Origin of the sequence: Intestinibacillus massiliensis, from assembly GCF_900155735.1 — a bacterium.
Taxonomy (GTDB): Bacteria; Bacillota; Clostridia; order Oscillospirales; family Butyricicoccaceae; genus Intestinibacillus; species Intestinibacillus massiliensis.
In genome coordinates, this window is record NZ_LT707056.1 from 3,399 (window position 1) to 27,090 (window position 23,692).

26 protein-coding genes, 1 tRNA gene and 2 pseudogenes are annotated in these 23,692 nt (G+C 63.0%); 8 read left to right on the forward strand and 21 right to left on the reverse strand.

Annotated features, from left to right (window positions below; translation table 11 throughout):
* From CZ203_RS14585 to CZ203_RS05290, 17 genes and pseudogenes are all read right to left on the reverse strand, one after another.
* Positions 1 to 199: pseudogene (locus CZ203_RS14585) on the reverse strand (transcriptional regulator); the annotation flags it as partial.
* 134 nt (positions 200 to 333) lie between these two features.
* A complete protein-coding gene (gene cysS, locus CZ203_RS05215; RefSeq protein WP_087065105.1) occupies positions 334 to 1,746 on the reverse strand; it encodes a cysteine--tRNA ligase in 1,413 nt (470 codons plus the stop codon).
* 27 nt (positions 1,747 to 1,773) lie between these two features.
* Entirely contained in the window at positions 1,774 to 2,121 is a 348-nt protein-coding gene (locus CZ203_RS05220; RefSeq protein WP_087065106.1) for a hypothetical protein, read from the reverse strand.
* A gap of 65 nt (positions 2,122 to 2,186) precedes the next feature.
* Positions 2,187 to 2,525: a hypothetical protein gene (locus tag CZ203_RS05225; RefSeq protein ID WP_087065107.1), complete on the reverse strand. Its 339-nt coding sequence runs from the start codon at positions 2,523 to 2,525 to the stop codon at positions 2,187 to 2,189.
* A gap of 441 nt (positions 2,526 to 2,966) precedes the next feature.
* Positions 2,967 to 3,200, reverse strand: coding sequence for a PF20097 family protein (locus CZ203_RS05230; RefSeq protein WP_087065108.1), 234 nt, complete (start codon positions 3,198 to 3,200; stop codon positions 2,967 to 2,969).
* A 57-nt stretch (positions 3,201 to 3,257) separates the two neighbouring features.
* Positions 3,258 to 3,689: a DUF4624 family lipoprotein gene (locus CZ203_RS05235; RefSeq protein ID WP_235847464.1), complete on the reverse strand. Its 432-nt coding sequence runs from the start codon at positions 3,687 to 3,689 to the stop codon at positions 3,258 to 3,260.
* A gap of 87 nt (positions 3,690 to 3,776) precedes the next feature.
* Positions 3,777 to 4,406 carry a CDP-diacylglycerol--glycerol-3-phosphate 3-phosphatidyltransferase gene (gene pgsA, locus CZ203_RS05240; RefSeq protein ID WP_087065109.1) on the reverse strand — a complete coding sequence of 210 codons (630 nt, stop codon included), beginning with the start codon at positions 4,404 to 4,406 and terminating at the stop codon, positions 3,777 to 3,779.
* Positions 4,407 to 4,410: 4 nt separating this feature from the next.
* Positions 4,411 to 5,742, reverse strand: coding sequence for a 30S ribosomal protein S12 methylthiotransferase RimO (rimO, locus tag CZ203_RS05245; RefSeq protein ID WP_407927706.1), 1,332 nt, complete (start codon positions 5,740 to 5,742; stop codon positions 4,411 to 4,413).
* 61 nt (positions 5,743 to 5,803) lie between these two features.
* Entirely contained in the window at positions 5,804 to 6,055 is a 252-nt protein-coding gene (locus CZ203_RS14590) for a hypothetical protein (RefSeq protein WP_087065111.1), read from the reverse strand.
* A gap of 32 nt (positions 6,056 to 6,087) precedes the next feature.
* Positions 6,088 to 6,417 carry a regulatory protein RecX gene (locus tag CZ203_RS05255; protein ID WP_235847468.1) on the reverse strand — a complete coding sequence of 110 codons (330 nt, stop codon included), beginning with the start codon at positions 6,415 to 6,417 and terminating at the stop codon, positions 6,088 to 6,090.
* A 62-nt stretch (positions 6,418 to 6,479) separates the two neighbouring features.
* Positions 6,480 to 7,409 (reverse strand): annotated as a pseudogene (gene recA, locus CZ203_RS05260) (recombinase RecA); the annotation flags it as partial.
* 200 nt (positions 7,410 to 7,609) lie between these two features.
* The gene (gene prmC, locus CZ203_RS05265; RefSeq protein ID WP_087065113.1) at positions 7,610 to 8,497 is read right to left on the reverse strand and encodes a peptide chain release factor N(5)-glutamine methyltransferase; all 888 of its coding nucleotides are present in this window, start codon (positions 8,495 to 8,497) and stop codon (positions 7,610 to 7,612) included.
* A 125-nt stretch (positions 8,498 to 8,622) separates the two neighbouring features.
* The gene (locus CZ203_RS05270; protein ID WP_087065114.1) at positions 8,623 to 9,591 is read right to left on the reverse strand and encodes a DUF1385 domain-containing protein; all 969 of its coding nucleotides are present in this window, start codon (positions 9,589 to 9,591) and stop codon (positions 8,623 to 8,625) included.
* Positions 9,588 to 11,111: a sensor histidine kinase gene (locus tag CZ203_RS05275; protein ID WP_087065115.1), complete on the reverse strand. Its 1,524-nt coding sequence runs from the start codon at positions 11,109 to 11,111 to the stop codon at positions 9,588 to 9,590. The genes CZ203_RS05270 and CZ203_RS05275 overlap by 4 nt, the downstream gene beginning before the upstream one ends.
* A gap of 33 nt (positions 11,112 to 11,144) precedes the next feature.
* Positions 11,145 to 11,834 carry a response regulator transcription factor gene (locus CZ203_RS05280; RefSeq protein WP_087065116.1) on the reverse strand — a complete coding sequence of 230 codons (690 nt, stop codon included), beginning with the start codon at positions 11,832 to 11,834 and terminating at the stop codon, positions 11,145 to 11,147.
* 26 nt (positions 11,835 to 11,860) lie between these two features.
* Positions 11,861 to 13,195 carry a hypothetical protein gene (locus CZ203_RS05285; protein ID WP_087065117.1) on the reverse strand — a complete coding sequence of 445 codons (1,335 nt, stop codon included), beginning with the start codon at positions 13,193 to 13,195 and terminating at the stop codon, positions 11,861 to 11,863.
* Positions 13,196 to 13,259: 64 nt separating this feature from the next.
* Entirely contained in the window at positions 13,260 to 13,631 is a 372-nt protein-coding gene (locus CZ203_RS05290; RefSeq protein WP_087065118.1) for an SdpI family protein, read from the reverse strand.
* A 230-nt stretch (positions 13,632 to 13,861) separates the two neighbouring features.
* On the opposite strand from CZ203_RS05290, the gene CZ203_RS05295 reads away from it, so the two are divergent.
* From CZ203_RS05295 to CZ203_RS05325, 8 genes are all read left to right on the forward strand, one after another.
* Positions 13,862 to 13,947 (forward strand) — tRNA-Leu (locus tag CZ203_RS05295).
* A gap of 153 nt (positions 13,948 to 14,100) precedes the next feature.
* The gene (locus tag CZ203_RS05300; RefSeq protein ID WP_087065119.1) at positions 14,101 to 14,529 is read left to right on the forward strand and encodes a DUF3788 domain-containing protein; all 429 of its coding nucleotides are present in this window, start codon (positions 14,101 to 14,103) and stop codon (positions 14,527 to 14,529) included.
* Positions 14,530 to 14,531: 2 nt separating this feature from the next.
* Positions 14,532 to 15,164: a DNA glycosylase gene (locus tag CZ203_RS05305; RefSeq protein ID WP_087065120.1), complete on the forward strand. Its 633-nt coding sequence runs from the start codon at positions 14,532 to 14,534 to the stop codon at positions 15,162 to 15,164.
* Positions 15,165 to 15,293: 129 nt separating this feature from the next.
* The gene (locus tag CZ203_RS05310; RefSeq protein WP_456236190.1) at positions 15,294 to 16,040 is read left to right on the forward strand and encodes a substrate-binding domain-containing protein; all 747 of its coding nucleotides are present in this window, start codon (positions 15,294 to 15,296) and stop codon (positions 16,038 to 16,040) included.
* Positions 16,037 to 17,479 carry a glycogen synthase GlgA gene (gene glgA / locus CZ203_RS05315; RefSeq protein WP_087065122.1) on the forward strand — a complete coding sequence of 481 codons (1,443 nt, stop codon included), beginning with the start codon at positions 16,037 to 16,039 and terminating at the stop codon, positions 17,477 to 17,479. Before CZ203_RS05310 ends, glgA begins: the two co-directional genes overlap by 4 nt.
* Before the next feature lie 147 nt (positions 17,480 to 17,626).
* The gene (locus CZ203_RS14190) at positions 17,627 to 18,142 is read left to right on the forward strand and encodes a hypothetical protein (protein ID WP_143436139.1); all 516 of its coding nucleotides are present in this window, start codon (positions 17,627 to 17,629) and stop codon (positions 18,140 to 18,142) included.
* Between the two features lie 49 nt (positions 18,143 to 18,191).
* On the forward strand, positions 18,192 to 18,839 hold the full coding sequence (locus CZ203_RS05320) for a SurA N-terminal domain-containing protein (protein WP_087065123.1): 648 nt from the start codon (positions 18,192 to 18,194) through the stop codon (positions 18,837 to 18,839).
* A gap of 44 nt (positions 18,840 to 18,883) precedes the next feature.
* On the forward strand, positions 18,884 to 19,357 hold the full coding sequence (locus CZ203_RS05325) for a hypothetical protein (protein ID WP_087065124.1): 474 nt from the start codon (positions 18,884 to 18,886) through the stop codon (positions 19,355 to 19,357).
* Positions 19,358 to 19,452: 95 nt separating this feature from the next.
* Here the strand turns inward: CZ203_RS05325 and CZ203_RS05330 are convergent, their stop codons facing one another.
* The 4 genes from CZ203_RS05330 to CZ203_RS05345 all read right to left on the reverse strand — a co-directional run bounded on the left by CZ203_RS05330 (position 19,453) and on the right by CZ203_RS05345 (position 23,675).
* Positions 19,453 to 20,586, reverse strand: coding sequence for a Gfo/Idh/MocA family protein (locus CZ203_RS05330; RefSeq protein WP_087065125.1), 1,134 nt, complete (start codon positions 20,584 to 20,586; stop codon positions 19,453 to 19,455).
* Positions 20,587 to 20,847: 261 nt separating this feature from the next.
* Positions 20,848 to 21,987 (reverse strand): Gfo/Idh/MocA family protein, encoded by a 1,140-nt coding sequence (locus tag CZ203_RS05335; protein ID WP_087065126.1) that lies wholly within the window; start codon positions 21,985 to 21,987, stop codon positions 20,848 to 20,850.
* Between the two features lie 190 nt (positions 21,988 to 22,177).
* Entirely contained in the window at positions 22,178 to 23,038 is an 861-nt protein-coding gene (locus CZ203_RS05340; protein WP_159456377.1) for a sugar ABC transporter substrate-binding protein, read from the reverse strand.
* On the reverse strand, positions 22,941 to 23,675 hold the full coding sequence (locus CZ203_RS05345; protein WP_087065128.1) for a Gfo/Idh/MocA family protein: 735 nt from the start codon (positions 23,673 to 23,675) through the stop codon (positions 22,941 to 22,943). The genes CZ203_RS05340 and CZ203_RS05345 overlap by 98 nt, the downstream gene beginning before the upstream one ends.
* Positions 23,676 to 23,692: the final 17 nt, after the last annotated feature.

Consider the following 23,692-nt stretch of genomic DNA (forward strand, 5'->3'; position numbering starts at 1 on the left):
CCGCGCGCCCGCCGGTCGAGGCGCAAAGCCCCCGCTCGGCCAGTTCGCCCGCGCCGACCAGCACATCCACCATATGGCTGACTGTCGGGAAGCTCAGGCCGGTCTCCCGCGCAAGCGCGGTCTTGGTGCGCGGCCTGCCGTCCGCCAGCGCACGGCGGACAAGCTGCACGTTCATCTCACGGATCGAAACCGCGTCCATTGCCTCCCCGCCTTTCTTTTTAAATCTATTTTAAAAACTGTTTATAAAAAGGAGTATACACCCTGCCGCCGCAATCCGCAAGGCCAAACGGGAAAAGGGGGACGGAAAAAATCCCTCCCCCTTTTTGTGCAAGATTATGCGCGGCTCCATTGGGTGCCTTGCCTTGTATCCTTAATTGTCACGCCCATGCCGGCCAGCTCGTCGCGGATGCGGTCGGCTTCGGCAAAGTCCTTGTTCTTCTTCGCCGCCGCGCGCTGCGCGATCAGCGCCTCGATCTTCTCCGCGTCCGGGTCGGCGGCTTCCTCGCGCCGCTGCGCGATGCCGAGCACGCCGGTCAGCTCCATAAAGAGCGCGTGCGCGGCGGTCAGGAACGCCGCCGTCGCGTCCTGGTGGGCGGCCATATAGCCGTTGACCTCGCGCGTCAGCTCGAAGACCGCGGACAGCGCGTCCGCCGTGTTGAGGTCGTCGTCCATCGCGTCGATGAACTTCTGCTTGTACGCGCCGAGCGCCGCCAGCTTTTCCGCCTCTTCCGGGGACATCCCGCCGTCCGGCGCCTTGCTGATGCGGAACTCCATATTGTTCCGCGCCTCGTACAGGCGCTCGAGCGAGGCCTTGTTCATGCGCAGAGACTCTTCGGAATAGTTGAGCGGCGTGCGGTAGTGCGCGGACAGCATGAACATGCGGATCGTCTCGTAGCCAAAGGCCTGCGCGGCCTCGCGCACCATGAAGAAGTTGCCCTTGGATTTGGACATCTTCTCGTTGTCGATCGTCAGGAAGCCGTTGTGCACCCAGTAGTTGGCAAAGGTGCAGCCGTTCGCGCATTCCGACTGGGCGATCTCGTTCTCGTGGTGCGGGAAGGTCAGGTCAAGGCCGCCGCCGTGGATGTCGATCGTCTGGCCGAGGTACTTATTGACCATTGCCGAGCACTCGATGTGCCAGCCCGGGCGCCCCTTGCCCCAGGGCGCATCCCAGGACGGCTCGCCCGGCTTGGCGGCTTTCCAGACCGCGAAATCCATCGGGTCCTCCTTCTGCTCGCCGACCGAGATGCGCGCGCCGGCCTGCAGGTCCTCGAGGGGCTGGTGGCACAGCTTGCCGTATTCCGGGTCGCTCTTGGTGCGGAAGTACACGTCGCCGTTCGGCGCGGCATAGGCGTGCCCCTTGTCGATCAGCTTCTGGATGATGCCGATGATCGCGTCCATGGTCTCGGTCGCGCGCGGGTGGAGCGTCGCGCGGCGGATGCCGAGGCCTTCCGCGTCGACATAGTACTCCTTAATATAGCGGTCGGCGATCACGTCGTAGGTCACGCCCTCCTCGTTCGCCTTGGCGATCACCTTGTCGTCGATATCGGTGAAGTTCTGGACGAACTCGACCTTGTAGCCGCGGTACTCGAAGTAACGGCGCAGCAGGTCGAACACGATGAAGGGGCGCGCGTTGCCGACATGGAAAAAGTTATAGACGGTCGGCCCGCAGGAATACATTTTGACCTCGCCCGGGGTGATCGGGACAAATTCGTCCTTCTGGCGGGTCAGTGTGTTGAAAAGCTTCATAATTTCCTCCTAAATCTATGTTTCAATTTATTTTTTGCGTTGTTTACGCCCGTGGGCGGGCTTGCCGTGCTTCACGCCGACGACCGTACCGCCCCGCACCAGCAGCGTATAGGCCGTCCCCTCGTGCAGCGCATCCTTCCACCGGCCGTCACAGGTATAGGTGCGGATGCGGCCGCCGCCGTCCGGTTCGATATCGACGGTAAAGTGCGGCGTGGCGGTGCGCCCCCGGTAGCGGTCGAAGGATTCGTGGTAGGTGGTGCGGCGCTTGACCACCCTGCCGTGCACCTCGCGCGGCGGGCGCAGGCACAAAAAGGCGAACCCTGCGGCGATGGCCGCCAGGAGCAGGATATACCCCGCGCCCTCCCCGATCTGCATAAGTGTCCCCCTTCCGTCTGCTGAAAAAACATCTTATACCACGGCGTGCGCCAATGCGCGCCCGATTACGGTTTTGCCGCGCGCGGCACGGCGCGGACAATGCGCCCGCCCCGCAGCAGGAACCGGTAGGCGCAGCCCTCCCGCACGCTGTGGTATGCGCGCTGCGAGCAGGGGAACCAGCGGGGCGCGGGCTGCGCGTCCCCCGCCACGGCGATCTCGAACACCGGGATCGGCACGCCGCTGCTGCTGCCCATGTGGCCGTATACCGGGTGCCGGCGCAGCACCTTCTGCCGCCGCGCCCGCACGTAGCCCGCCATGCTCTCCGACGGCTGGGAATAGTATAACCCCACCGTCAGCGCGGCAAGCAGCACGAGAAGCGCGAAAAACCGTAAAATCCCGAACATGCCGTCCCCCCTGCCGCAAAAAAGCCGCCCCCGGGTGTTTTTGTCCCGGGAGGCGGCATACTGTCGCGGTTCCACTCCGTTTTTTCGCTCGAAACGCCTTAACGCGGCGCAAAACGCGGGGCGTTGCCCCCGATGCTCGCGGGCGCACTTCGCCGCACGCCCCATCGCCGCGCCCTTTCAGCCAAGGGGGCGCGTCTCTTTCGCGGAGGCGTATCGGGTACTCTTCCCGGTCGCTGCATACCTAGGATATCACAATGTAAGGCCAGTATACCGCAAAAACGTGCCGATTGTCAACCCGCGCGGCGGTTATCCGCCATGCCGGGCAAGTATCGGCGGCCTGCCGGTCCGGCCTTCCTTCCCCATAGGCAGGAAATAAAAGAAGCCATCTAAAAAGGCCGGCTGCCTGGCAAACCGGATTTTACCAGCCCTTGCGGGGGCGAATCATGATTCTTTTGTCGGCGCAATGACCACTTTGCATTTGGGACAGTAATGCGCTTGCGCCTGATACCCATTCACCTTCAGCGGTTTGAACCGGTTCATCAGGGGGATCCCCTTTTCTGCAACCGAAAAAGAAAATAGGGACGGCTTGCCCCCTTCCGGGATCCATTGCACCGGCTGCCCCCCATTCGGGATATACCCCAGCAGCATTTCTTCTTGGCAATAGGGGCACTTCATGGCGTTGCACCTCCAATCCGATTATGATGCTTTTTCCGGAATCAAGGCGGGGCGCGCCTACTTACTTTCCGGTCGCGCCCGTTCCTCGACGAGGCCGCCGTCAAAGGCGACCGACACCAGCGCGTGTTCGATCCCCGTCCCGGTGAACCCTATGACGTATTCCTTCCCGGCCTCCATGTCGCGCAGCGGGATGTCGAAGGTTTCACGCGCGGTAGCGCCTTCCCAAGCCCGGCTCCACAAAACCTCGTCCGCCTGCTTGTCCTTAATTTCGACAAGGGCGCTGTCCCCCTCCATCTCGAAGGCGCCTTCCGCATCCAGCGCCGCGGCGTCCTTGCGCACGCAAAACAGGCGCGCGTTGACAAACGGGTCTTCCGGCTGGTAGTTGCCGTCCATTTCCATCGCAATGGACAGTTTACCGTCGCCGTCCCGGCAGGCCGTCAGGCAGGCGGCGGCGAGGATGGCCAGGCAAAGAGCCGCTAATTTTTTCATGTCCGTCATCTCCTCGGTCATTTTATGGCTCGCGCGGCGGGGGCGGGAAAAGCATGGGGGCAAACCGCGCGGTTTGCCCCCATGCTGCTATGCCTTCGGGCGGCTCGCGCCCTCACGGATCAGATCCCAGTTTTTGCGCAGGTAGTCCCAGCCGGAATAGAGCGTGACGAGCGTCACGGCCCAGGCCACGGCCAGCGGTATCACCGCGGCGCCGTGCCCGATCAGGATGGCCGTCGGGCCGTCCGCGCCGCCGATCACGGCCGCCGCGGCGGCGTTAAAGTCGCCCCCGCCCACCGCGATCAGGAACAGGAAGTCGATGATGATGCCCGCAATCTGTACGCAGGTCTTGACCTTGCCCGTCCAGGTCGCCGCGAGGACGCGCCCCTTGGCCGCTGCGACGTTGCGCAGCGAGGTGATGATGAACTCGCGCGCGAGCACGATAAACACCATCCACGCCGGGAAAATCCCCTTTTCGATGAAAATGAGCAGCGCCGCCGTCACCAGCAGCTTGTCCGCCAGCGGGTCGACGAATTTGCCGAAATCCGTGACCTGGTTGTACTTGCGCGCGACATACCCGTCCAGGAAGTCGGTGAACGACGCCACGCAGAACAGCACGAGCGCCGTCACCAGGAAGCCCGCCGTGGATTGCAGCGCAAAGAATACAAAAAACGGGATCATCGCGATGCGCACCATCGTGATTTTGTTTGCAGTTGTCATGGCCTTACCCCTCCACGCGCACGCCGAGCAGGTCGGCGCCCAGGCTGTCGTCAATGCGCACGCGCACAAACGCGCCGGGTTCCACCGCCGTTTCGGATGCGAAAAAGATTTTGCCGTCCACCTCGACCGAATCGGCGTAGGAGCGGCCATAGTACAGCCCCTCGTCGCCGTCGTAGCCTTCGGTGAGCACGTCCAGCGTCTGGTGCATCCGCGACAGGTTGAAGTCGTCGATCACGTTGGACTGCAGCTCCTCGACAATCAGGCGGCGGCGCGCCTTGGTCTCCCCGTCGATCTGGCCGGGAAGCTCCGCGGCCTCCGTGCCCTCCTCGGGCGAAAACTCGAACACGCCGACCCGCTCGATGCCCACGTCCTGCAGGAACCCGCACAGCTCGGCAAATTCCTCCTCGGTCTCGCCGGGCAGGCCGACAATCAGGCTCGTGCGCAGCGTCAGGCCGGGGATGCGTCCGCGCAGCATGCCGATGAGCTGCGTAAACTCCTCGCGCCCGCCCGGGCGGTGCATCGCGCGCAGGATGCGCTTTGACACGTGCTGGAGCGGGATGTCGAGGTATTTGACGATCTTGGGCTCGCCCGCGATGACCTCGACCAGCTCGTCCGTAATCTGGTCGGGGTAGAGGTAGTGCAGCCGCACCCAGGTGAAATCCATCTTGCACAGCTCCCGGAGCAGTTCCGGCAGCAGGCGGCGGCGCGCGGGCAGGTCGAGGCCGTATTTCGTGATGTCCTGCGCGATGACGATCAGTTCCTTGACCCCCGCGTCCGAAAGCTGGCGCGCCTCCGCGAGCAGCGCGTCAAATTCGCGGCTGCGGTACTTGCCGCGCAGCTTGGGGATGATGCAGTAGGCGCACTGGTTGGAGCAGCCCTCCGCGATCTTGAAATACGCCGTATAGGACGGGGTCAGGCGGCTGCGGCCGCCCTCGAGCGCGGCGGCTGCCGCATCCCTGAAGTAGGCGGCCTTGTGTCCCGCGAGCACCTCGCGCACCGCGTCGGCGATATCCTCATAGCTACCGGTACCGAGCACCGCGTCCACCTCCGGCAGTTCCTTTGCGATCTCGCCGCGGTAGCGCTCGGCCAGGCAGCCGGTCACCACAAGGCCGCGCAGCTTGCCGCCCTCCTTATATTGCGCGGTTTCGAGGATCGTATCGATCGCCTCCTGCTTGGCGGCCTCGATAAAGCCGCAGGTGTTGACGATGGCGACCTCTGCCTCCGCCATATCCTCCACGACCTCGCAGCCCTGCGCGCGCAGCAGCGCGAGCATGTGCTCGCTGTCCACCAGGTTTTTGGCGCAGCCGAGCGAGATCAGTCCGATTTTGGTATTCACACGCATTTCTCCTTCTAAAAATTCACCGGGGGCCGTCCCCCCGGAAAAGGCGCGCCCCGCGCTACCCCATCAGCCCCCGGAAGGCGGTGCCCTCCAGGACCAGGCAGGCCGCGTGCGCGAGCAGCGCGCCGGTCTGTAGCGCCCAGCCCCGCACGTCGCCCTCGCCCACAAAGCTGCGGCCGACGAACGTGGACGCAACGATGCACACGACATGGAAATATCGAAGCCAGTGCGCGGCCTGCGGGAAGCCGAACAGCACCACCGGCGCGGCGGCCACCGCGGCCAGCAGCCCGTATTTGCGGATCAGTCCCATACTTACCCCCCGTTATGCGCGGCCGTGCGCCGCTAGCTGAAATCGTCGTCGATCTGCGCGCCGTATGCCTTGAGCGCGGCGCGGATATCGTCCCACCGGTAGCCGCGCCGCTGCAACGCGGCCACGGCCTTCTGCACTTCCTTGCGGTCGGACAGGTCGCCGTGCAGGCGCTTGTCCAGCAGCGCGGACATGCGGCCGAGGTCGGCCTCGTATTCGTCCAGCGCGCTCTCCGCGGTTTCCGTGCCGACGCCGCGGCGGCGCAGTTCCTGCCGGATGCGCAGCTCGCCGTAGCCGCGCCGCTCATAGGAGCGCCGCACGCCGGCGGCATAGGCCGCGTCGTCGAGCAGGCCGCGTTCCTGCATCCAGGCCACCGCCCAGTCCGCCGCGTCCTCCGGGATACCGGCGGCGAGCAGCTTGTCCCGCAGCGCCCCNGGCGGGTCTCGCCCATGGAGAACCACGCGCCAGATTTCTGCACCATGCCGTATTTGACGCCGAGGTCGACCAGCTCGCCGGTGAAGGAGATGCCCTCGCCGTACATAATATCGAATTCCGCCTCCTTGAACGGCGGCGCGACCTTGTTCTTGACGACCTTGCAGCGCGTATGGCTGCCGATCAGCTCGGTGCCGTTCTTGAGGTGCTCGGTGCGGCGCACGTCGATGCGCACGGAAGCGTAGAACTTGAGCGCGCGGCCGCCCGTCGTCACCTCGGGGCTGCCGTACATGACGCCGACCTTCTCGCGGAGCTGGTTGATGAAGATCGCGACGCACTGGCTCTTCGCGATGGAGCCCGCCAGCTTGCGCATCGCCTGGCTCATCATACGGGCGTGGAGGCCGACGAACGCGTCGCCCATTTCGCCCTCGATCTCCGCGCGCGGCACGAGCGCGGCGACCGAGTCGACGACTACGATATCGATCGCGCCCGAGCGCACCAGCGCCTCGGCGATTTCCAGCCCCTGCTCGCCGGTGTCCGGCTGGGACACCAGCAGGCTGTCGATGTCGACGCCCAGCGCCTTGGCGTAAACCGGGTCGAGCGCGTGCTCGGCGTCGATGAACGCGGCCTCGCCGCCCATCTTCTGCGCCTGCGCGACGACGTGCAGCGCGACAGTCGTCTTGCCCGAGGATTCCGGCCCGTAAATCTCCACGATACGGCCGCGCGGCAGGCCGCCGATGCCCAGCGCGGTATCCAGCCCGATCGAGCCGGTCGGGATATGGTCGACGTTCATGCCGGTGTTTTCGCCCAGGCGCATGACCGCGCCCTTGCCGTACTGCTTCTCCAGCCCGGCCAGCGCCTTTTCCAGCGCGGCCTTTTTATCCGTGGCCGGCGCAACCGGCTCTATATGCTTTTTGGTAGCCATGATTTTCCCTCCAATTTGCAGGCGCGCGGGGCTTCTCCCCGCATGCCCATCGTGTTTCCGGACGCGGCCGGGAAACATGCCGGCCATGGCCGCGCACGCCGGTGCGTTTGCGTCCATTATATCGCATGGCGCAAAAAATTGCAACATATGTTCGGATAATTTTACACGCCCGCTGTTTGGACGGGCGTGTACAGGGATGCCTATTCAAGCGGCTCGTGCCCTTCCGGTCCGGGCGGGCGGGTCGCGCCGACGATGCGCAGCACGCCCGAAAGGTCCTCCTGGATGTCAATATCCGTCCAGCCGTACTCTTCCAGGACGCCGGCGACCTGCGTATACTGCCGGTAGCCGCACTCAAACAGGAGCGCGCCGCCCGGCAGCAGGGCGTCCTTCCAATGCGCGGCGATGTTGCGGTAAAAGTCCAGCCCGTCGTCCCCGCCGTACAGCGCGAGCACAGGCTCGTAATCGCGCACGCCGCGGTCGAGGCCGCGCATCTCCTCCGCCGTGATGTAGGGCGGGTTGCAGACGATCAGGTGGAAACGGCCGAGCCGCTCGTCCGGCGGCGCGAGCGCGTCGGCGCGCAGCGCGATATGCCGGGCGCTCACCCCGCAGCGGAAGGCGTTTTCCCGCGTCACCGCGAGCGCCTCCTCGGAGATGTCCACGGATACGACGCGCGCGTCGTCCACATTTTTGAGCAGGGCGATCCCGATACAGCCCGAGCCGCAGCACAGGTCGAGCACGCGGGGCTCCATCCCCGTCTGCACCCGCGCGATGGCAAGCTCGCACAGCCGCTCGGTATCCGACCGGGGGATCAGCACGTCCGGCGTGACCTTAAAGGTCAGGCCGTAGAAATCCCATTCCCCCAGCAGGTAGGCCAGCGGCTCCCCGGCAAGGCGGCGGCGCGCCAGCGCCTCCGCGCGGGCGATCGTGCCCTCGGTCAGGTAGATGTAGCCCCAGTTCGCGGTCTGCCGTTTGTCGACCGCGGCCGCGGCCGCGGTCAGCTCCCGCGCCTCCAGCGCGGGCATCGGGATGTCCGCATCCTTGAACCGGCGGCGCAGCTGCATATATAAGTCGTTGATCGTTTCTGTCATATCCCTCACCCAGCGGTTAAAACCTGTATCCCCCGGCGTCAAAGCCCCCGCGCCACAGCGCAATCCCTGGCAGCCGCCCGGGCATATGCCGGGCGGCTGCCGGGGGCTTGTTCCCGGCAGCCCTTTTACCAGTTGTCCGACCCGTCGTCCGGGATGACGCGCCGCATGGCCTCGATCGCAACCTCGATCATGCTGTCGTCCGGCTCGAACACGGTCAGGCGCTGGAGCTTCAGCCCCGGCCAGCGCAAAGCCCTGGTCAGCGTGTTGTCCTTGCGCCCCGCGTAGCGGTTGACCTCATAGGACAGGCCGACCACGAGCGGCAGCAGCAGCAAATGCAGCAGCGCGCGCACAAACGGGTTGGTCGGCTGGATAAACGCAAACACGAGCGAGGACACCAGCGTGGCGATGATGATCACGACGAACAGGAAGCTCGTGCCGCAGCGCGGGTGGAACCGCCCCTGCCGGCGCACGTTCTCGACCGTCAGCTCCTCCCCGGCCTCGTAGCAGAAGATCGTCTTATGCTCCGCGCCGTGGTATTCAAAGGTGCGGCGGATGTCCTTCATATGGGATACGCCCCACATGAAGCACAGGAAAATGATCACGCGCACCGCGCCCTCGATCAGGTTGCGCACGACGGAGTGCACGCCCTCCGGCAGGAAGCCCGCCAGGAAGGTCGGCAGCAGGATAAAGAGCGCCACGGGCAGCGCGATGCCGACCACGGTGGCAAAGCCCATTACGAGCTTCTCCAGCTTCTGCGAGCCCAGGCACTTTTCCAGCCACTGCTCGAATTTGGACGGCTCGCCCGCGTCCTCCTCGTCGTCGAAAAACTGCGCGGAGTAGTTGATGGCCTCCATGCCGTCCTTGAGCGCCATGAACAGGGTCACCATGCCGCGCACGACCGGCCAGCCGAATACCTTGCTTTTTTCGGTCAGCGGCGCCGCGTCCTTGTCACGGATGACCAGCTCGCCGTCCGATTTGCGCACGACGGTGGAGGATTTGCGCGGGCCCTTCATGACGATGCCCTCGATAATCGCCTGCCCGCCGATCGTGGTTTTTTTCATGGGGCACGGCTGCGCCCCGTCCTGGTGGTTCATTCTTCAGTCTCCTCTGTAGGTTCCGTGATGCCCTCAACGCCCATGGCGGTATGCGCCTCCAGCGCGGGCAGGGTGATGTAAACGGCGGTGCCTTCGCCGACGCGGCTGCGGATATCGAGCGCGCCGCCGTGCAGCGTGACGATCTCGTCCGTCACGGCCAGGCCGATGCCGCTGCCGCGCTGCTTGGAGCTGCCCTTGTAGAATTTCTCCTTGACGAACGGAAGCTCGGCTTCCGGGATGCCCGCGCCCCAGTCGCGCACGCACACGACGACGTTGCCGGCCTCGCGGCGCAGGCTGATCTCGATGCGGCCGCCCGACTTGCCGTATTTCGCGGCGTTGTCCAGCACGTTCAGGAACACCTGCTTAATGCGGTGCCGGTCGCCGCTGATGAAGTAGCTGCCTTCCTCCTTGTGGTAGGCAACCTGGATGCCCGCGTCCTCGAGCAGGTTTTCATACATGTAGATGGCCTCGTAAAGCTCGATCGAAACGTCGAACGGCCCGACCTCCAGCTTCATGCGCCCGCTTTCGATGCGGGAGAAATCGAGCAGCTCCTCGACCATCTGGGTCAGGCGGCGGCTCTCCTTCTGGATGATCTCCAGCCCCTGCATGGTCTCCTCGCGGTCCTGCGCGCCGCCGGCGATCAGGGTCTCGCTCCAGCCCGCGATGGCGGTCAGCGGCGTGCGCAGCTCGTGCGATACCGAGGAGATGAAGTCGTTCTTCATGCGCTCGGCGCGGCTGATCTCGTCGGACATATAGTTGATCGTGTCGCACAGCTCGCCGATCTCGTCGTCATACACCTTTTGCAGGCGCATGCCGTAACGGCCCGCAGCGATCTCCCCCGCGATCACGTTGATTTTCATAACCGGTTCCACGATGGATTTGATAAAGTAGCGGTTGGACGCGACGACCAGCACCAGGAATACCAGGCTCGCAACGATGGACAGCAGGATGACGATCGCGATCTGCCGCTCCGCCAGCTCGAGCGAGGTGATGTAGCGCACCGCGCCGATCAGCTCGCCGTGGTTTGTCGTCAGCGGCGCGCTGACGCTCATCACGCGCTCGCCGGTCTGCGGGTCCTCGCCGGTAAAGACGCTGATCGCCTTGTCCCCCATGGCGCGCTCGACGTCGCTCGTGCCGGGGATGGAGTCGGTCGCGAGGCCGGAGGACGAGCAGAACACCCGGCCGTAGCGGTCGATGAACTGCAGCTCCAGCTTGTCCTTCTCCTTGAAGTCGGCCACGTGCTGGTCGGCCATGGAGATAAACTGCTCCTCGCTGTTGGTCCAGTATTTCTTGAACACGCCCGCGGTTTCCGAGGCGCGCGTGACCAGGTTGCCGCGCAGGTTCGAGTAATAGTAGCTCGAGATGCCCATGGACACGAAGATGATGACGGCCGCCAGGATACACACGACAAAGGACAGGGAGTTGATCATCCAGCGCCCCTTGAGGCCGCCCGGCGAATGCTGTACGCGGACCTCCTGGGCCGGCTTCCCCCGCTCCGCCTGCTTTTTTCGGTATTTCATAGATTTCTAAATGCCTTTCCCCTTTTGATGCGGTCAGCCCGCCCACATGTAGCCGAACCCGCGCACCGTCACAATATACTGCGGGTTCGCCGGGTCGTCCTCGATTTTGATGCGCAGGCGGCGGATATTGACGTCCACGATCTTGAGTTCGCCCACATAATGGTGCCCCCAGACCATCTCGAGCAGGTCATCGCGGGACAGCGCCTTGCCGATGTTCTGCATAAAGGTGCGCAAAAGGCCGTACTCGATCTGCGTCAGCTCGACCTTGGCGCCGTTCTTGTGCAGCTCCCTGGCGCGCAGGTTGAGCTTGAACGGCCCGGACTTCACGGTGTCCTCCTCCGCGAACGGGCTGCCGGAGACGCGGCGGAACAGCGCGTCGACGCGCGCGGTCAGCTCGACGACCGAAAACGGCTTGGTCACATAGTCGTCCGCGCCGGTCATCAGGCCGGTCACCTTGTCCGTCTCCTGCACGCGCGCGGTCAGCATGATCACGCCCGCGCCGTAGCCCTTGGCGCGCATGGTGCGGCAGACCTCGTACCCGTCGATGCCGGGCAGCATCACGTCCAGGATCGCGACCGCGACGTCCGGGTTCTGCTCGAACTTTTCGAGCGCCTCCTCGCCGGTGCCGGCCTCGACAATCTCGTACCCCGCGCGCTTGAGGTTGATCACCACAAAGCTCCTGATATTTTCCTCGTCCTCCAGGACCAAAACCTTACGTTTCATAATGCTCCCTCCCGGCTGTTTGCCAATTATCTGCCCCAGTCCTGCGTAATCATGGAGAACCGGCGCTCGATTTCATCCTGCGGCAGCGCAAGCGGGTTGCCGGCGGCCTCGTCGGGGATGCGCGCGGCATAGACCGCGCTGTCCGTCTCGTGCAGCCGGATCATGCCCTCGTTGTCCGCGAGGATGTCCCGGATATCGCTGGTAATATAGTAAACCCGCAGCACGGGGATATTGTCCCCCGTGGGGTTATACTGCTCAAACGTGGTGAACGCCATCCCGCCCATGGAGGTGCCCCGCGTGACGGCCACTGCGCCGTGCCAGGCCTCGGGGATGGTGAACATCCATTCCTCGACCTGGTTATAGTAGGTCGAGCGCACCATCTGCGGCTCCTCGGCCCCGTAGGCGTACCAGTCCAGGAAATACTGCGCGTCCGCCGCGCCGTCCGCCGCGCCCGCGGTCAGGGTGGCGCGCGGGATCTCGGTGATGCCGTCGCCGTTGATATCGGTCGCGTAGACCGAGACCGGGCGGAACGTCGTCACGGGCGCGCCCTGCGCCCCGGCGAGCGCGATGTTGGTGAAGCCCGCCGCCTCGTCATACACGAAGATGTCCGTCATCAGGCCGATGCCGCTCTCGTTCTTTTCCTCCGCGTACACCGCCGGGCGGTTGCCCGCCGCGTAGCCGCTCGTGACGCGCACGATGCTGCGCGCCTCCGGCGACATCTGGGTTTCCCCGACGAGCGGCAGCGCGCCGTCGTCGTAATGGTACAGCCGCGCGGCCTTACGCCCGCCCTGCGGGTCGATTTGAAAGGTGACAAGCTCGGTCGCGCCGTCGCCGTCCAGGTCGAACAGGTCGAACATCGTGTACTCGGTCTCGAGCACGCTGTAGACCTTCAGCCCCTCGAAGGCGCAGGCGGTCAGCGCCGTGCTGCCCTCGCCCGCGATCTGCCAGGCGATGACGATGCCGCGGCGGCCGTCCGGCGTAAACACCGGGTAGTCGACCGATTCGATGGCCGTGCCCGTGCCCGTGATCTGGCCGGTCTTGATATATTTATCGCCGATCTTCTTGTGTACGTATACGGTAAACTGGCCGACCTTCTTGCTGTCCTGGAAGAAGGAGACCGCCTCGTCCTCGCCGTCGTTGTCCAGGTCGACAAGCTGGACGGAATTGCGGTTGCTGCCGGACTTGGGCGCAGCCGTGACCACGCCGGTCGTATCCGCGATCGATTTCAGCTCGCTTTGCAGCGCGACATAGTTTTTCGACGGCTGCGGGGCGCGCAGCAGGTCGTCGCCCGATTGGAACACGCAGCCGCTCAGCAGCAGGGACGCCAGCAGCAGCGCGCAGAATTTCGCAGTGTTCTTCATATTCCCTCCGCATGCCCCGCGGCCGCGCCGCAGGGCTGGTAATCTAAATCATGACAGGCGCGCGTCAGGGCTTCCCATCCCCGAACCGGCGGCGCAGCGCGCGTTCCACGGGGTAGATGGAGCCGAGCAGGCAGGCGACCTGCACGCCTTCCAGCACCAGCGAGGCCGCAGCGGTCCCGCCGTCGCCCAGCCCCCGCATGCACACGGAAGCCAGCAGGGATACGGGCAGCAGGCACAGCCCGATGCGCCGCCACAGGCGGCCGCAGTACTGCTGCGCGAAGCGCCATTGCGCCTCGCCCTGCATCGACCGGCGGGTGCGGTACCCGTATAGGCCGTTTATTTTTGCCGGCGGATGTGCGGCGAGGAGCTGCCCAAAGCCCAGCAGCAGCGCCGGGACCACCAGGTTGCACGCCAGCATAAAAATCCAGAATCCCATCCCAAGGCCTCCCTGTCCCAAGGCCGCCGGCGGTTTGCCGCCGCACGGCGTACGGTTATTGTCATTGTACCATATTAGGGGGCGTTTGGATATAGGTAAAAACCGCAATCGCGGGGCGATACGCTCTTATGCTACTACGCGCGCGCCCAAATTGCAACCCCGGCCGCGCATTGACAACCGCCCGCCGCAGATGGTATACTGTAGCGGGTTACGGCTGCGCCGTACGCCATGGGGGATTGATGGAATTGGTAGACATGTAGGATTTAGGTTCCTATGGAGATAATCCGTAAGGGTTCAAGTCCCTTATCCCCTACCACGCCGGGGCAAAGTCCGCTTTGCCCCGGCGTTTTTTATGCCCGGCCGGCCAGGCCGCGCATTTTTTCCGCAATCCGGCATCGACTTGCGCGGCGGTTTATGGTATGCTTTAAATAGGTTTCGGAACAAAAAATACTTGCAGGAGGTAACCCAGATGGATTGGAACACCGCATTCCCGTTCAGCCTGACCCCGACGATGGAGCAGATTTCCGCCTTCATCGGCAGCCCGCTGTGGGACGGCCTGTGCCGTGAGGTCGAGTCGGCCTACGGCGTGCGCCCCAAAATCGAGCACAGCCGCTGCGGCATGGCGCCCGGCTGGAACGTCAAGTACAAAAAGGGCGGCAAGGCAATTTGCACCCTTTACCCGAACGGCGGCTTTTTCTCCTGCATGGTTGTCATTGGGGACGCGCTGCAGCCAGAGGCCGAGGCGCTGCTCGCGGGCTGCACCCGCTACGCGCGCGAGCTGTACCAGAACACCAAATCCGGCATGGGCGGCCGCTGGCTGTTCATCGACGTGACGGATGCGGACGTGCTGCGCGACACGCTGCGCCTGATCGCCCTGCGCATGGGCGCTTACAAATAGCCATGTTTGAAACGACGGCCACGAGCCTTGACCTCGCCCAGGTCGCAGCCTCCGGCCAGTGCTTCACCTGGAGGCCGCTCGCGGACGGCGGCTGGGCAATCCCCGCCTTCGGCCGCCGCCTGCATATCCGGCAGGCGGGCACGCGCTTCTCCCTCTCCTGCACGCCGGACGAATGGGAAGCCGTCTGGCGCGGCTATTTCGACCTTGACACCGATTACGACGGCCTGAAGGCCTCGATCGACCCCGCGGACGCTTACCTGTGCGCGGCGGCGCGGTACGGCGGGGGCGTGCGCATCCTGCGGCAGGACTTGTGGGAGGTCATGGTCAGCTTCCTCATTTCGCAGAACAACAACATCACGCGCATCACCCGCAGCATCGGCGGCCTGTGCGGCGCATACGGCGCGCCCCTCGGCGGCGGCCTTTCCGCCTTTCCGTCCCCGGACGCGCTCGCGGGCGTGCCCGAGGCGGNATGCTCGGCGCGGTGCAGCAGTACATCTTCTATTACGACCTCAAAAAGGGCGGGTAACCTCCCGCCCCCGCGCGCCGGACGGCCTACCCGTCCGGCGTTTTTTTGTCCGTTTTGCCGCTTGCGGCGGCATGGCGGCGGGGCTATACTGGAAGCAAAGGCATCCTAACATTTTACATACCGGAAAGAGGGTTTCGCCATGAAGGAAATGCTTGCCGCCCTGCTCGCGGCGCTGCTGTCCCTGTCCCCGGCGGTGCAGGCCGCGCCCGGGGACGCGCCCCCCAAGGCCGCCCTGTGCATGGGCAGCCTGTCCGACCCCTGGGAGGCCGGCCTTTGCGCCGCCATGGAGGACGCCGCGCGGGGCTATGGGCTGGAGCCGGTGCGCTTCGACGCCGCCTACTGCGCGGATACCCAGTTTGAGCAGGTCGCGGCCTGCGCGGCCGGCGGGTATGGCGTGATCGCCGTCACCCTTGTGGATTGCAACCTCGCGCCGGGGCTTGCACAGGCGGCGGGCGACGTCCCCCTCATATTTGTCAACACCCCCGTGTACGACGGGACGGTGCTCGCGGCAAACCGCTGCCTTTATGTCGGCACGGTGGACAGCGCGCGCGGGGAGGCGCTGGCCGAACTGCTTGAAAGGCGCTTCCCGGCAACTCCCTCCGGCGGCGCGCCGCGCCAGGTGGACGTCCTGCTGCTCACCGGGCTGGGCGACGCCAGCCGCGCCGCCGAGGAGGCCTTCCGCAGCCGCCTGAAGGCCGACGGCTGGTCGCCTTCCATCACGGAAGCCGCGGCGGGCTGGGACCGCGCCTGCGCTTACGAACGCACGTCTGGGCTGCTGCGGGACGGCGCGCGCTTTGACGCGGCCGTCGCGCTGAACGACGTGATGGCGCTCGGCGNCGGTTTTTGCCACCCACTTTTTTGGCTTTTGCACTTTCATAACGCTGGAAAATGCGTTATACTTAATGAAAGAACTGGAAGCCCACCGCCGCGCGGTGGCAGCCTTTTCATTTCACAAAATGCGCTGCACGGAGGAGGATTACTATGAAAAACATCTTATTTGTGGCGTCTGAATGCGTTCCTTTTATCAAAACCGGCGGGCTCGCCGATGTGGTCGGCGCGCTGCCCAAGGCGCTCGACAAATCCAAGTACGACGTGCGCGTCATCCTCCCGGATTACACCTGTATCCCGGACAAGTTCCGCAGCCAGTTCCACTATGTGCACCATTTCTACATGGACCTCGGCCATCTCGGCGAGGTGTATGTCGGCGTGATGAGCATGGAGCTGGACGGCATCACCTATTATTTCATCGACAACGAGCACTATTTCCGCGCGGACAAGCCCTATGGCGACCTGCACTGGGATATTGAAAAGTTCTGCTTTTTCTCCAAGGCCGCGCTGGCCGTGCTGCCGGTCATCGGCTTCCATCCCGACATCATCCACTGCCACGACTGGCAGGCGGGGCTTGTGCCGGTCTTCCTGCACACGCTGTTCAAGCCGAACCCGTTCTTCGGCGGCATCCGCACGGTCATGACCATCCACAACCTGCGCTTCCAGGGCGTGTGGGATATCCCGACCTTCCAGCTTTACACCGGCCTGCCGCGCGATACCTTCACGCCGGACCGCCTGGAGTTCAAAAAGGACGCGAACATGCTCAAGGGCGGCCTGGTCTACGCCGACCGCATCACGACGGTCAGCCGCTCCTACGCGGACGAGATCAAGATGCCCTACTACGGCGAGGGGCTGGACGGCCTGCTGCGCGCCAAGGCGGGCTCCCTCTCCGGCATCGTCAACGGCATCGACGTGGACATCTACAACCCGGAAACCGACCCGCACCTGCCCATCCCGTACAACGTCAACAACTTCAAGCGCGGCAAGGCCACGGCAAAGGCCGCCCTCCAGCGCGAGCTCGGCCTGCCCGAGGACCCCGGCGCCATGATGCTCGCCATGATCACCCGCCTGACCGACCAGAAGGGGCTTGACCTTGTGGCCTATGTGATGGACCGCCTGCTCGCCTCGGCGGTGCAGTTCGTCGTCATCGGCACGGGCGACGCGCGCTACGAAAACATGTTCCGCCACTATGAGTGGACGCGCAAGGACAAGGTCTCGGCCAACATCTACTTTAACGACGAGCGCGCGCACAAGCTGTACGCGGCCGCCGACGCGATGCTGATGCCGTCGAATTTCGAGCCTTGCGGCCTGACGCAGCTCATTTCGATGCGCTACGGCACGCTGCCCATCGTGCGCGAGACCGGCGGCCTGCGCGACACGGTCGAGCCTTACAACCAGTACGAGGAAACCGGCACCGGCTTCTCCTTCGCCAACTACAACGCGGACGAGATGCTCAACACCATTTTCAGCGCCGAGCAGGTCTATTACGACAGCCGCCCGTCCTGGGATCAGATGGTCAAGCGCGCCATGGAGAAGGATTTCTCCTGGGCGGCCTCGGCCAAGCAGTACGAGCAGTTGTACGACAGCCTGACCTGACCCCCTTCGCGGCAACGCTACCTGGCGGGACACACGTCCCGCCATTTTTATTGATTAAATATCCTGTATTGACAATATATCCCTATAGTGCTATATTTTATTAAAAGGTGCATCTTTTAATTATCTCTTATGGGGAGGCTATTTAACATGACAATTAAAAAAATAATTTGCTATATTTGTGCAACAATGATTGCCTGCTCTTTATTAGTAGGAGGAGTTTCAGCAGAAAAATCATCCTATGTTAAAAATGAAGGTCCCATTTTTCTAGTTACTAACGATGCTGGCGTTTGGCCGCTTGGTGTTGACTTTTATTATGGGTACACTGAAATTTATACCCCCACTTCCAGTTCTATCAAATATACCAATCACCAAAGTTATGCTTATGCAAAAAATTGGAGTTCTTTAATAGCTACTTTAAAAGTTATCAATAGCCATACCGCTAATTATTATGATTCTTCAAATACATTTATAAAAAGTGCTACCATGTCTCCAGACAAGGATAGTATGATTGATCCAAGCTGGTATGGTTATGAATCTGCAACAGGTACAAGTGTCGCTACCATTAACACCAATCCTTCATATGCAAAAGCTAATTTTAGTCTTTACTGCCCAGAAGCTTTAGCTGTATCATTCAATGATTCCATTTCCCTAAGGTGTTCCTAAACTTAGCAGATACGGCTTTGTGAAGGCAGATATTAGGAGGATATATATTATGAAAACAAAATTTCACTTCAACATTAAAAAATTACTTTCTGGTACAATACTTTTCGGCTTCACCGTTGTGCTTCTGCTAATAACTGCCTCAGCTGGCGGGGGCGTGAATTTTTTCCAGATGGGGCGGCAAGCCGCGGAGACCCTATCCAAAGCCGACGGCGGCGCCGTCGCCCTTGTGGACGGCGACCCCATTTCCCGGACGTCCTACCAAATTTACCGGGACGGCCTAAGCAATGCCCTTGGCAGCTTCACCGACCGGGAGGTATTGGACAAGCTGATCCGCCAGCGGCTGCTGGTGCAGGCCGCCATCGACGCGGGCTATACCGTCACGGACGAGGAGCTGGACGGCTACATTTCGGACAGCTTTGCCCTGCTGGAACAGGACGAAACGGTTAAAGCGCAATTTGAGGCGTATCTGTCCGGCCGGGGGATGACGATGGACGAATACAAGGCGTCGATGCGCGATTCCGCGCGGGAGATGCTGCTTTACGACAAGCTGGCCGCCGGCCTCCAGGCTGAATATGCACAGCAGCCCGCCACGGCAAGCGATGGCGCCCCGGAGGGCTTCGACCGTTATCTCGAACGCTATACGGACGCGCTCTACGAGGCGGCGGAGATTGAAGTCCTGGATCCCAGCCTGCGCTGAGCGCGCCGCCCCGCCCAACTTTTTTTGAGTCACGGAGGGAACTTATGCGCCCATTTTATAAAAAGCCCTGGTTTTGGGGCATCGTCGGCGCGGCCTGCATCGCGGCCGTCGCGCTGGCACTGGCGCTCGCCTTTTCCATTGCAAACGCCGCGTCCTCGGGCATCGGCGACAAGTTTGACGACGAGGCCTGGATCGCCTCCCATTCCTCGCACACGGCGATCGGCATCGCCACGCAGGAGCGCGAGCAGGACGGCGTGTATACCGCCAAGGTTACGGCGCGCACCTTCAGCGGCGTCCAAACCCTGTGGGAAGGGAAGGGCGGCTCGCTCGCCATCTTGGCGCAGGCGGACGCGGGCGAAGGCCGGTTCAAGCTTGTACTCGTCGGGGACGACGGCTCCTGCCTCGACCTGTCCGGCCATACGGACTGGTCGGTGTCCATCCCCGGCAGGGGCGAGATTAAAATGGTGGGCGACGCGGCGAAGGACGTGTCCGTCTCCCTCCAGGTATCCAGGAAATAACGGGAAGGCGGGCATGCCGCCCCTCCCCCGCCCTTTGGGGACGCAGAAAGCCCCCGGCCACAAGGCCGGGGGCTTTTTTTTGATGTTTTTCCCGCTTACGCCATCTCGGAAACCTTGACCCAGCGGCCTTCCTTGGCGGAAAGCGCCATGGCGGCCATGACGGAGTCCACATAATGGCCGTAGGCGATGTCGATGCCGATATCGTGGCCGTCCACGATCGCGGTCAGGATGTCGTGCGCCTGGATGGCCATCACGTCGCCGTAGGAGATGCCCAGCTCGTCGGTCGCGCAGAAGTGCTTGTAGTCGCCGTGCTCTACATTGCCCTTAATGGTCTTGTAGCCGCGCTCCGCCTTCCCGCTGTCCACGCTGTAGTACTGCAGGTCGTTGATATGGGTCAGGTCGAACTTGACCGCGCCCTTGGTGCCCTGCAGCTCGTAGGACAGGCTGTCCGGGCGGGCAACCGATACGCGGCTGGAGGACATGGTGCCGAGGCGGCCGTCCTCATACTTGACGATGACATAGATCTGGTCGTCCGTGTCGATATCGACCGTCTTGGAGGTGTCGCGGCCATCCGGGCGGGTCGGGAATACGATATCCCAGGAAGCCAGCACGGAATCGATTTTCTTGCCGACGATCATGTCCGACAGGCTGACGATGTGCGCGGTCAGGTCGCCCAGCGCGCCCGTGCCCGCGAACTCGGCAAGCTGGCGCCATGCCGCCGGGGTGGACGGGTCTGCGCAGTAGGAACAGTCGAACTCGCCGCGGAAGGTGACGAAGTCGCCCAGCTTGCCGGACTGCATCAGCTCCTTGGCGTAGATGTTGGCCGGGCATTTGGTGTAGATAAAGTCCACGAGGCTCTTGACGCCGGCCTGCGCCACCGCGTCGACCATCGCCTTGCCGTCCGCCAGTGTGTTGGCCATCGGCTTCTCGCACAGGATGTGCTTGCCCGCCTTGGCCGCCGCGATGGCGATCTCCGCGTGGGTAAAGTTCGGGGTCGCGATAATGACCAGGTCGACCGCAGGGTCGTTCACCACGTCGTGCCAGTCGGCCGAATGGCGCTTGTAGCCAAACCGGTTGCAGGCTGTGATAGCCGCCGCCTCGTTTACGTCCGCGACGGACTCAAACACCGGCAGCACGTCGCTGTACGCCTGCCGTACGTTCGTCAGGCCGATCGAGTGGTAGTTGCCCATCCAGTTCGCGCCAACCAGGCCGATTCCAATTTCCTTCATAGCGTTTCCTCACCTTTCTGTTTACAGGACAGTGTCCCGGATACCAAACCGTATGCATTTATTCTACTGCAACTTGGACAAATTGTCAGCATGTTCCCCGCTTTTATTTGTCTATAATCTTGCTTTTCTTCCGTTAAAAATAATACTATTTGTATTATTATATGTTGTTATTATGCATTTCGATTCGATCCTCTATCCCTTTCCAGCCCTGTAAATGCGGAGAGGACGCCATCTTTCCCGCTTGCGCGCCTCCCGCGGCGGTTACGGTTCCATTTCCGCGATTTTCACCCAGCGGTTTTCCTTGGCGGAAAGCGCCATGGCGGCCATGATGCGGTCGACCTTGTGGCCGTAGGCAATGTCGATCCCTACCGGCTTGCCGTCCACGATCGCGTCGACCATGTGGCGCGCCTGGATGCCCATGACGTCGGCATAAGAGATGCCCAGCTCGTCGGTCGCGCAGAATTGCTTGTAATCGCCGTGCGCCGTGTTGCCCTTGAGGACATGGAAGCCGCGGTCGCCCTCCTCGCCGCCGTCGCGGTAGACTTGCAGCTCGTTGATGCGGGTCAGGTCGAACTTGATCGTGCCCTTGGAGCCCTGGATCTCATAGGCGAGCGCGCAGGGCTTGCCGGTCGAGATGCGGCTGGATGACATCTGGCCGATGTGGCCGTTGGCGTACCGCACCAGGATATAGATCTGGTCGTCGGTATCGACCGCCACCTTGTCGGGCGCGCCCTCGGCGCGCAGGCGTTCCGGATATACGGTCTCCCAGGTCGCGCAGACCTCGGTGATCTCCTGGCCGACCAGCATGTCGGACAGGCTGATGACGTGCGCGGTCAGGTCGCCCAGCGCGCCCGTGCCCGCAACCGAGGCGTACTGCCGCCATTTGGACGGCGTGGCCGGGTCGGCGCAGTAAGAGCAGTCGAACTCGCCGCGGAAGGTCAGGATTTCGCCGAGCTTGCCCTCCTGGATGAGCTGCTTCGCGTAGACGTTGGCCGGGCATTTGGTGTAAATGAAGTCCACCAGGCTCTTGACGCCCGCCTGCTCCACCGCTTCCACCATGGCACGGCCGTCTTCCAGGGTGTTTGCCATCGGCTTTTCGCAGATGATATGCTTACCGGCCTTCGCGGCAGCGATCGAAATTTCCGCGTGGCTATCGTTCGGGGTGGCGACGACGACCAGCTCCACCGCAGGGTCGTTCACCACGTCCGCCCAGTCGCACGAGCACTTCTTAAAGCCAAAGCGGGCGGCGGCGCGCTTTGCCGCGGCCTCGTCCGGGTCGGCCACATGCTCAAACACCGGGCACACCTTGTCCCCATATGCCTGCCGCACGTTCGTAAAGCCGACCATATGGTAGCTGCCCATCCAGCCCGCGCCGATTAAACCAATTTTCAGTTCCCTCATAATGTTCACATCGCCTTTCTGTCCGTATTGCGCAGCGAGCGCTGCCTACCGTGTTTCCTGTATTATACGCCAAACCCGCGGGAATGTCAGTACCCGCCCTTGCTCATATGATATACATTTCTTGTCTTCCTGCAGGGCAGGGAAAAGGGCGGCCTTGCGGCCGCCCATGAAGAAGAGGGAGCGTTTTCATTTACGGGGTGTAGTAATCGGAAACATTGTCCTTGGTGACCGGCTCGAACGGGACCCAGAGGATCGTGCCGCCCTCCATGCCGTCGACCGTCTCGCCCTTGGCCAGCGCCACGCCCACGTCGACCGAATTCTTGCCGAGGGCGGCGCCGTTCTGGCTGGTGGTAAAGGCCATCGTGCCGTCGATCAGCGCCTGGCAGCCGCCGTCCGTCGCGTCCACGCCCACGACCGGCACCGGGATATCGGTCACGCCCTGGCTGGTAAACGCCTCGATGCAGCCGAGCGCCATGTCGTCGTTATTGCAGATGACGGCGTCGAACGGCTTGCCGGAACCCATGAACTGGGTAAACTTATCCATGGCCTTGGCGCGGTCCCACTCCGCCGTGTCCTCATAGACGTAATTGACCTGAAAGCCCGCGTCCTGCAGCGTCTGCTTGCACATGTCGGTGCGCTGGTTGGTCGCCTCCTCGCCGAGGTTGCCCATCATGACGACCGCGCTCGGCGCGGCGATGTTGTTGTCCTTGAAATACTGCGCCAGGAATTCGCCCTGCATTTTGCCCGCGTCGTTCTGGTCGCAGCCGACATAGGCGGATTTGCCCTGCTCCAGCAGGCTGTAATCCGCGCCGCGGCAGAAGAACACGATCGGCACGTCGCCCGCCGCCTGGATCAGTTCCGCGGTGGTGCTCGTGTCGGTGACCGCGGTCAGGATCACGTCGTACTTATCGGAAGCGCACGCGGAAATCTGGGAAATCTGCGCACTAACGTCCTTATTCGCGTCGAAGCCGACCAGGTCGTAGCCCAGTTCCTTGGCGCGCTCCTGCGCCGCCAGCTCGATGGTGGTCAGGAACTGGTCGCGCAGCGGCATGCACATCGCGATCTTGAGCTTGCCGCCCGCCNTTGGTGTTTTTGGTGCTGCGCGGGATCATGACCTGCACGCTCTCGTACTCGTCGTCCAGCAGCCAGTGCAGCACGTCGATCTCGTGGATGACGGTCTCGCTGACCGCCATGGACGTATCGTAATCGTCCGCGACCGACGGGTTGCGGTGTGTGCAGTGCAGGATAAGCGGCTCGCCGCAGGCGCGTCTGTCCAGCAGCGCCTTCACCTGGCGGTACCCCTTGTCGAAGCGGCGCATAAAGCCGACCTGCACCAGCTTGCGGCCAAACGCCATCTCGGCCGCCATCACCGCGCGGCAGTCGTCCGCGGTTTTGGCCAGCGGCTTCTCGCAAAAGGCCGGCTTGCCCGCCGCGATGCACTGCAGCAGGATGTCCTTATGCGCGAAGCTCGCCGCCGTCACGACGACTGCGTCGACCTCCGGGTCGTTTACCAGCGCGGCGCTGTCCGTATACACCCGCGCGCCAAACGGCCCGCCCGCCTGGCGCGCGCCTTCCTCAAACACGTCGCTCACCGCGACGACACGGCAGCGCTGCAGCTTGCCGCCCAGCCGCGCAATATGTTCGCGGCCGATCGCCCCGCAGCCGACCACACCGACCTTCAATTCCATAACCTTACCCCTTTCCA

Coding starts and splice junctions, on each gene's coding strand:
- cysS (WP_087065105.1), bottom strand. CDS start 1,746: ATGAAGCTTTTCAACACACTGACCCGCCAGAAGGACGAATTTGTCCCG.
- CZ203_RS05220 (WP_087065106.1), bottom strand. CDS start 2,121: ATGCAGATCGGGGAGGGCGCGGGGTATATCCTGCTCCTGGCGGCCATC.
- CZ203_RS05225 (WP_087065107.1), bottom strand. CDS start 2,525: ATGTTCGGGATTTTACGGTTTTTCGCGCTTCTCGTGCTGCTTGCCGCG.
- CZ203_RS05230 (WP_087065108.1), bottom strand. CDS start 3,200: ATGAAGTGCCCCTATTGCCAAGAAGAAATGCTGCTGGGGTATATCCCG.
- CZ203_RS05235 (WP_235847464.1), bottom strand. CDS start 3,689: ATGAAAAAATTAGCGGCTCTTTGCCTGGCCATCCTCGCCGCCGCCTGC.
- pgsA (WP_087065109.1), bottom strand. CDS start 4,406: ATGACAACTGCAAACAAAATCACGATGGTGCGCATCGCGATGATCCCG.
- CZ203_RS14590 (WP_087065111.1), bottom strand. CDS start 6,055: ATGGGACTGATCCGCAAATACGGGCTGCTGGCCGCGGTGGCCGCCGCG.
- CZ203_RS05255 (WP_235847468.1), bottom strand. CDS start 6,417: ATGCAGGAACGCGGCCTGCTCGACGACGCGGCCTATGCCGCCGGCGTG.
- prmC (WP_087065113.1), bottom strand. CDS start 8,497: ATGACAGAAACGATCAACGACTTATATATGCAGCTGCGCCGCCGGTTC.
- CZ203_RS05270 (WP_087065114.1), bottom strand. CDS start 9,591: ATGAACCACCAGGACGGGGCGCAGCCGTGCCCCATGAAAAAAACCACG.
- CZ203_RS05275 (WP_087065115.1), bottom strand. CDS start 11,111: ATGAAATACCGAAAAAAGCAGGCGGAGCGGGGGAAGCCGGCCCAGGAG.
- CZ203_RS05280 (WP_087065116.1), bottom strand. CDS start 11,834: ATGAAACGTAAGGTTTTGGTCCTGGAGGACGAGGAAAATATCAGGAGC.
- CZ203_RS05285 (WP_087065117.1), bottom strand. CDS start 13,195: ATGAAGAACACTGCGAAATTCTGCGCGCTGCTGCTGGCGTCCCTGCTG.
- CZ203_RS05290 (WP_087065118.1), bottom strand. CDS start 13,631: ATGGGATTCTGGATTTTTATGCTGGCGTGCAACCTGGTGGTCCCGGCG.
- CZ203_RS05300 (WP_087065119.1), top strand. CDS start 14,101: ATGGATTGGAACACCGCATTCCCGTTCAGCCTGACCCCGACGATGGAG.
- glgA (WP_087065122.1), top strand. CDS start 16,037: ATGAAAAACATCTTATTTGTGGCGTCTGAATGCGTTCCTTTTATCAAA.
- CZ203_RS14190 (WP_143436139.1), top strand. CDS start 17,627: ATGACAATTAAAAAAATAATTTGCTATATTTGTGCAACAATGATTGCC.
- CZ203_RS05320 (WP_087065123.1), top strand. CDS start 18,192: ATGAAAACAAAATTTCACTTCAACATTAAAAAATTACTTTCTGGTACA.
- CZ203_RS05325 (WP_087065124.1), top strand. CDS start 18,884: ATGCGCCCATTTTATAAAAAGCCCTGGTTTTGGGGCATCGTCGGCGCG.
- CZ203_RS05330 (WP_087065125.1), bottom strand. CDS start 20,586: ATGAAGGAAATTGGAATCGGCCTGGTTGGCGCGAACTGGATGGGCAAC.
- CZ203_RS05335 (WP_087065126.1), bottom strand. CDS start 21,987: ATGAGGGAACTGAAAATTGGTTTAATCGGCGCGGGCTGGATGGGCAGC.
- CZ203_RS05340 (WP_159456377.1), bottom strand. CDS start 23,038: ATGCCGCTGCGCGACCAGTTCCTGACCACCATCGAGCTGGCGGCGCAG.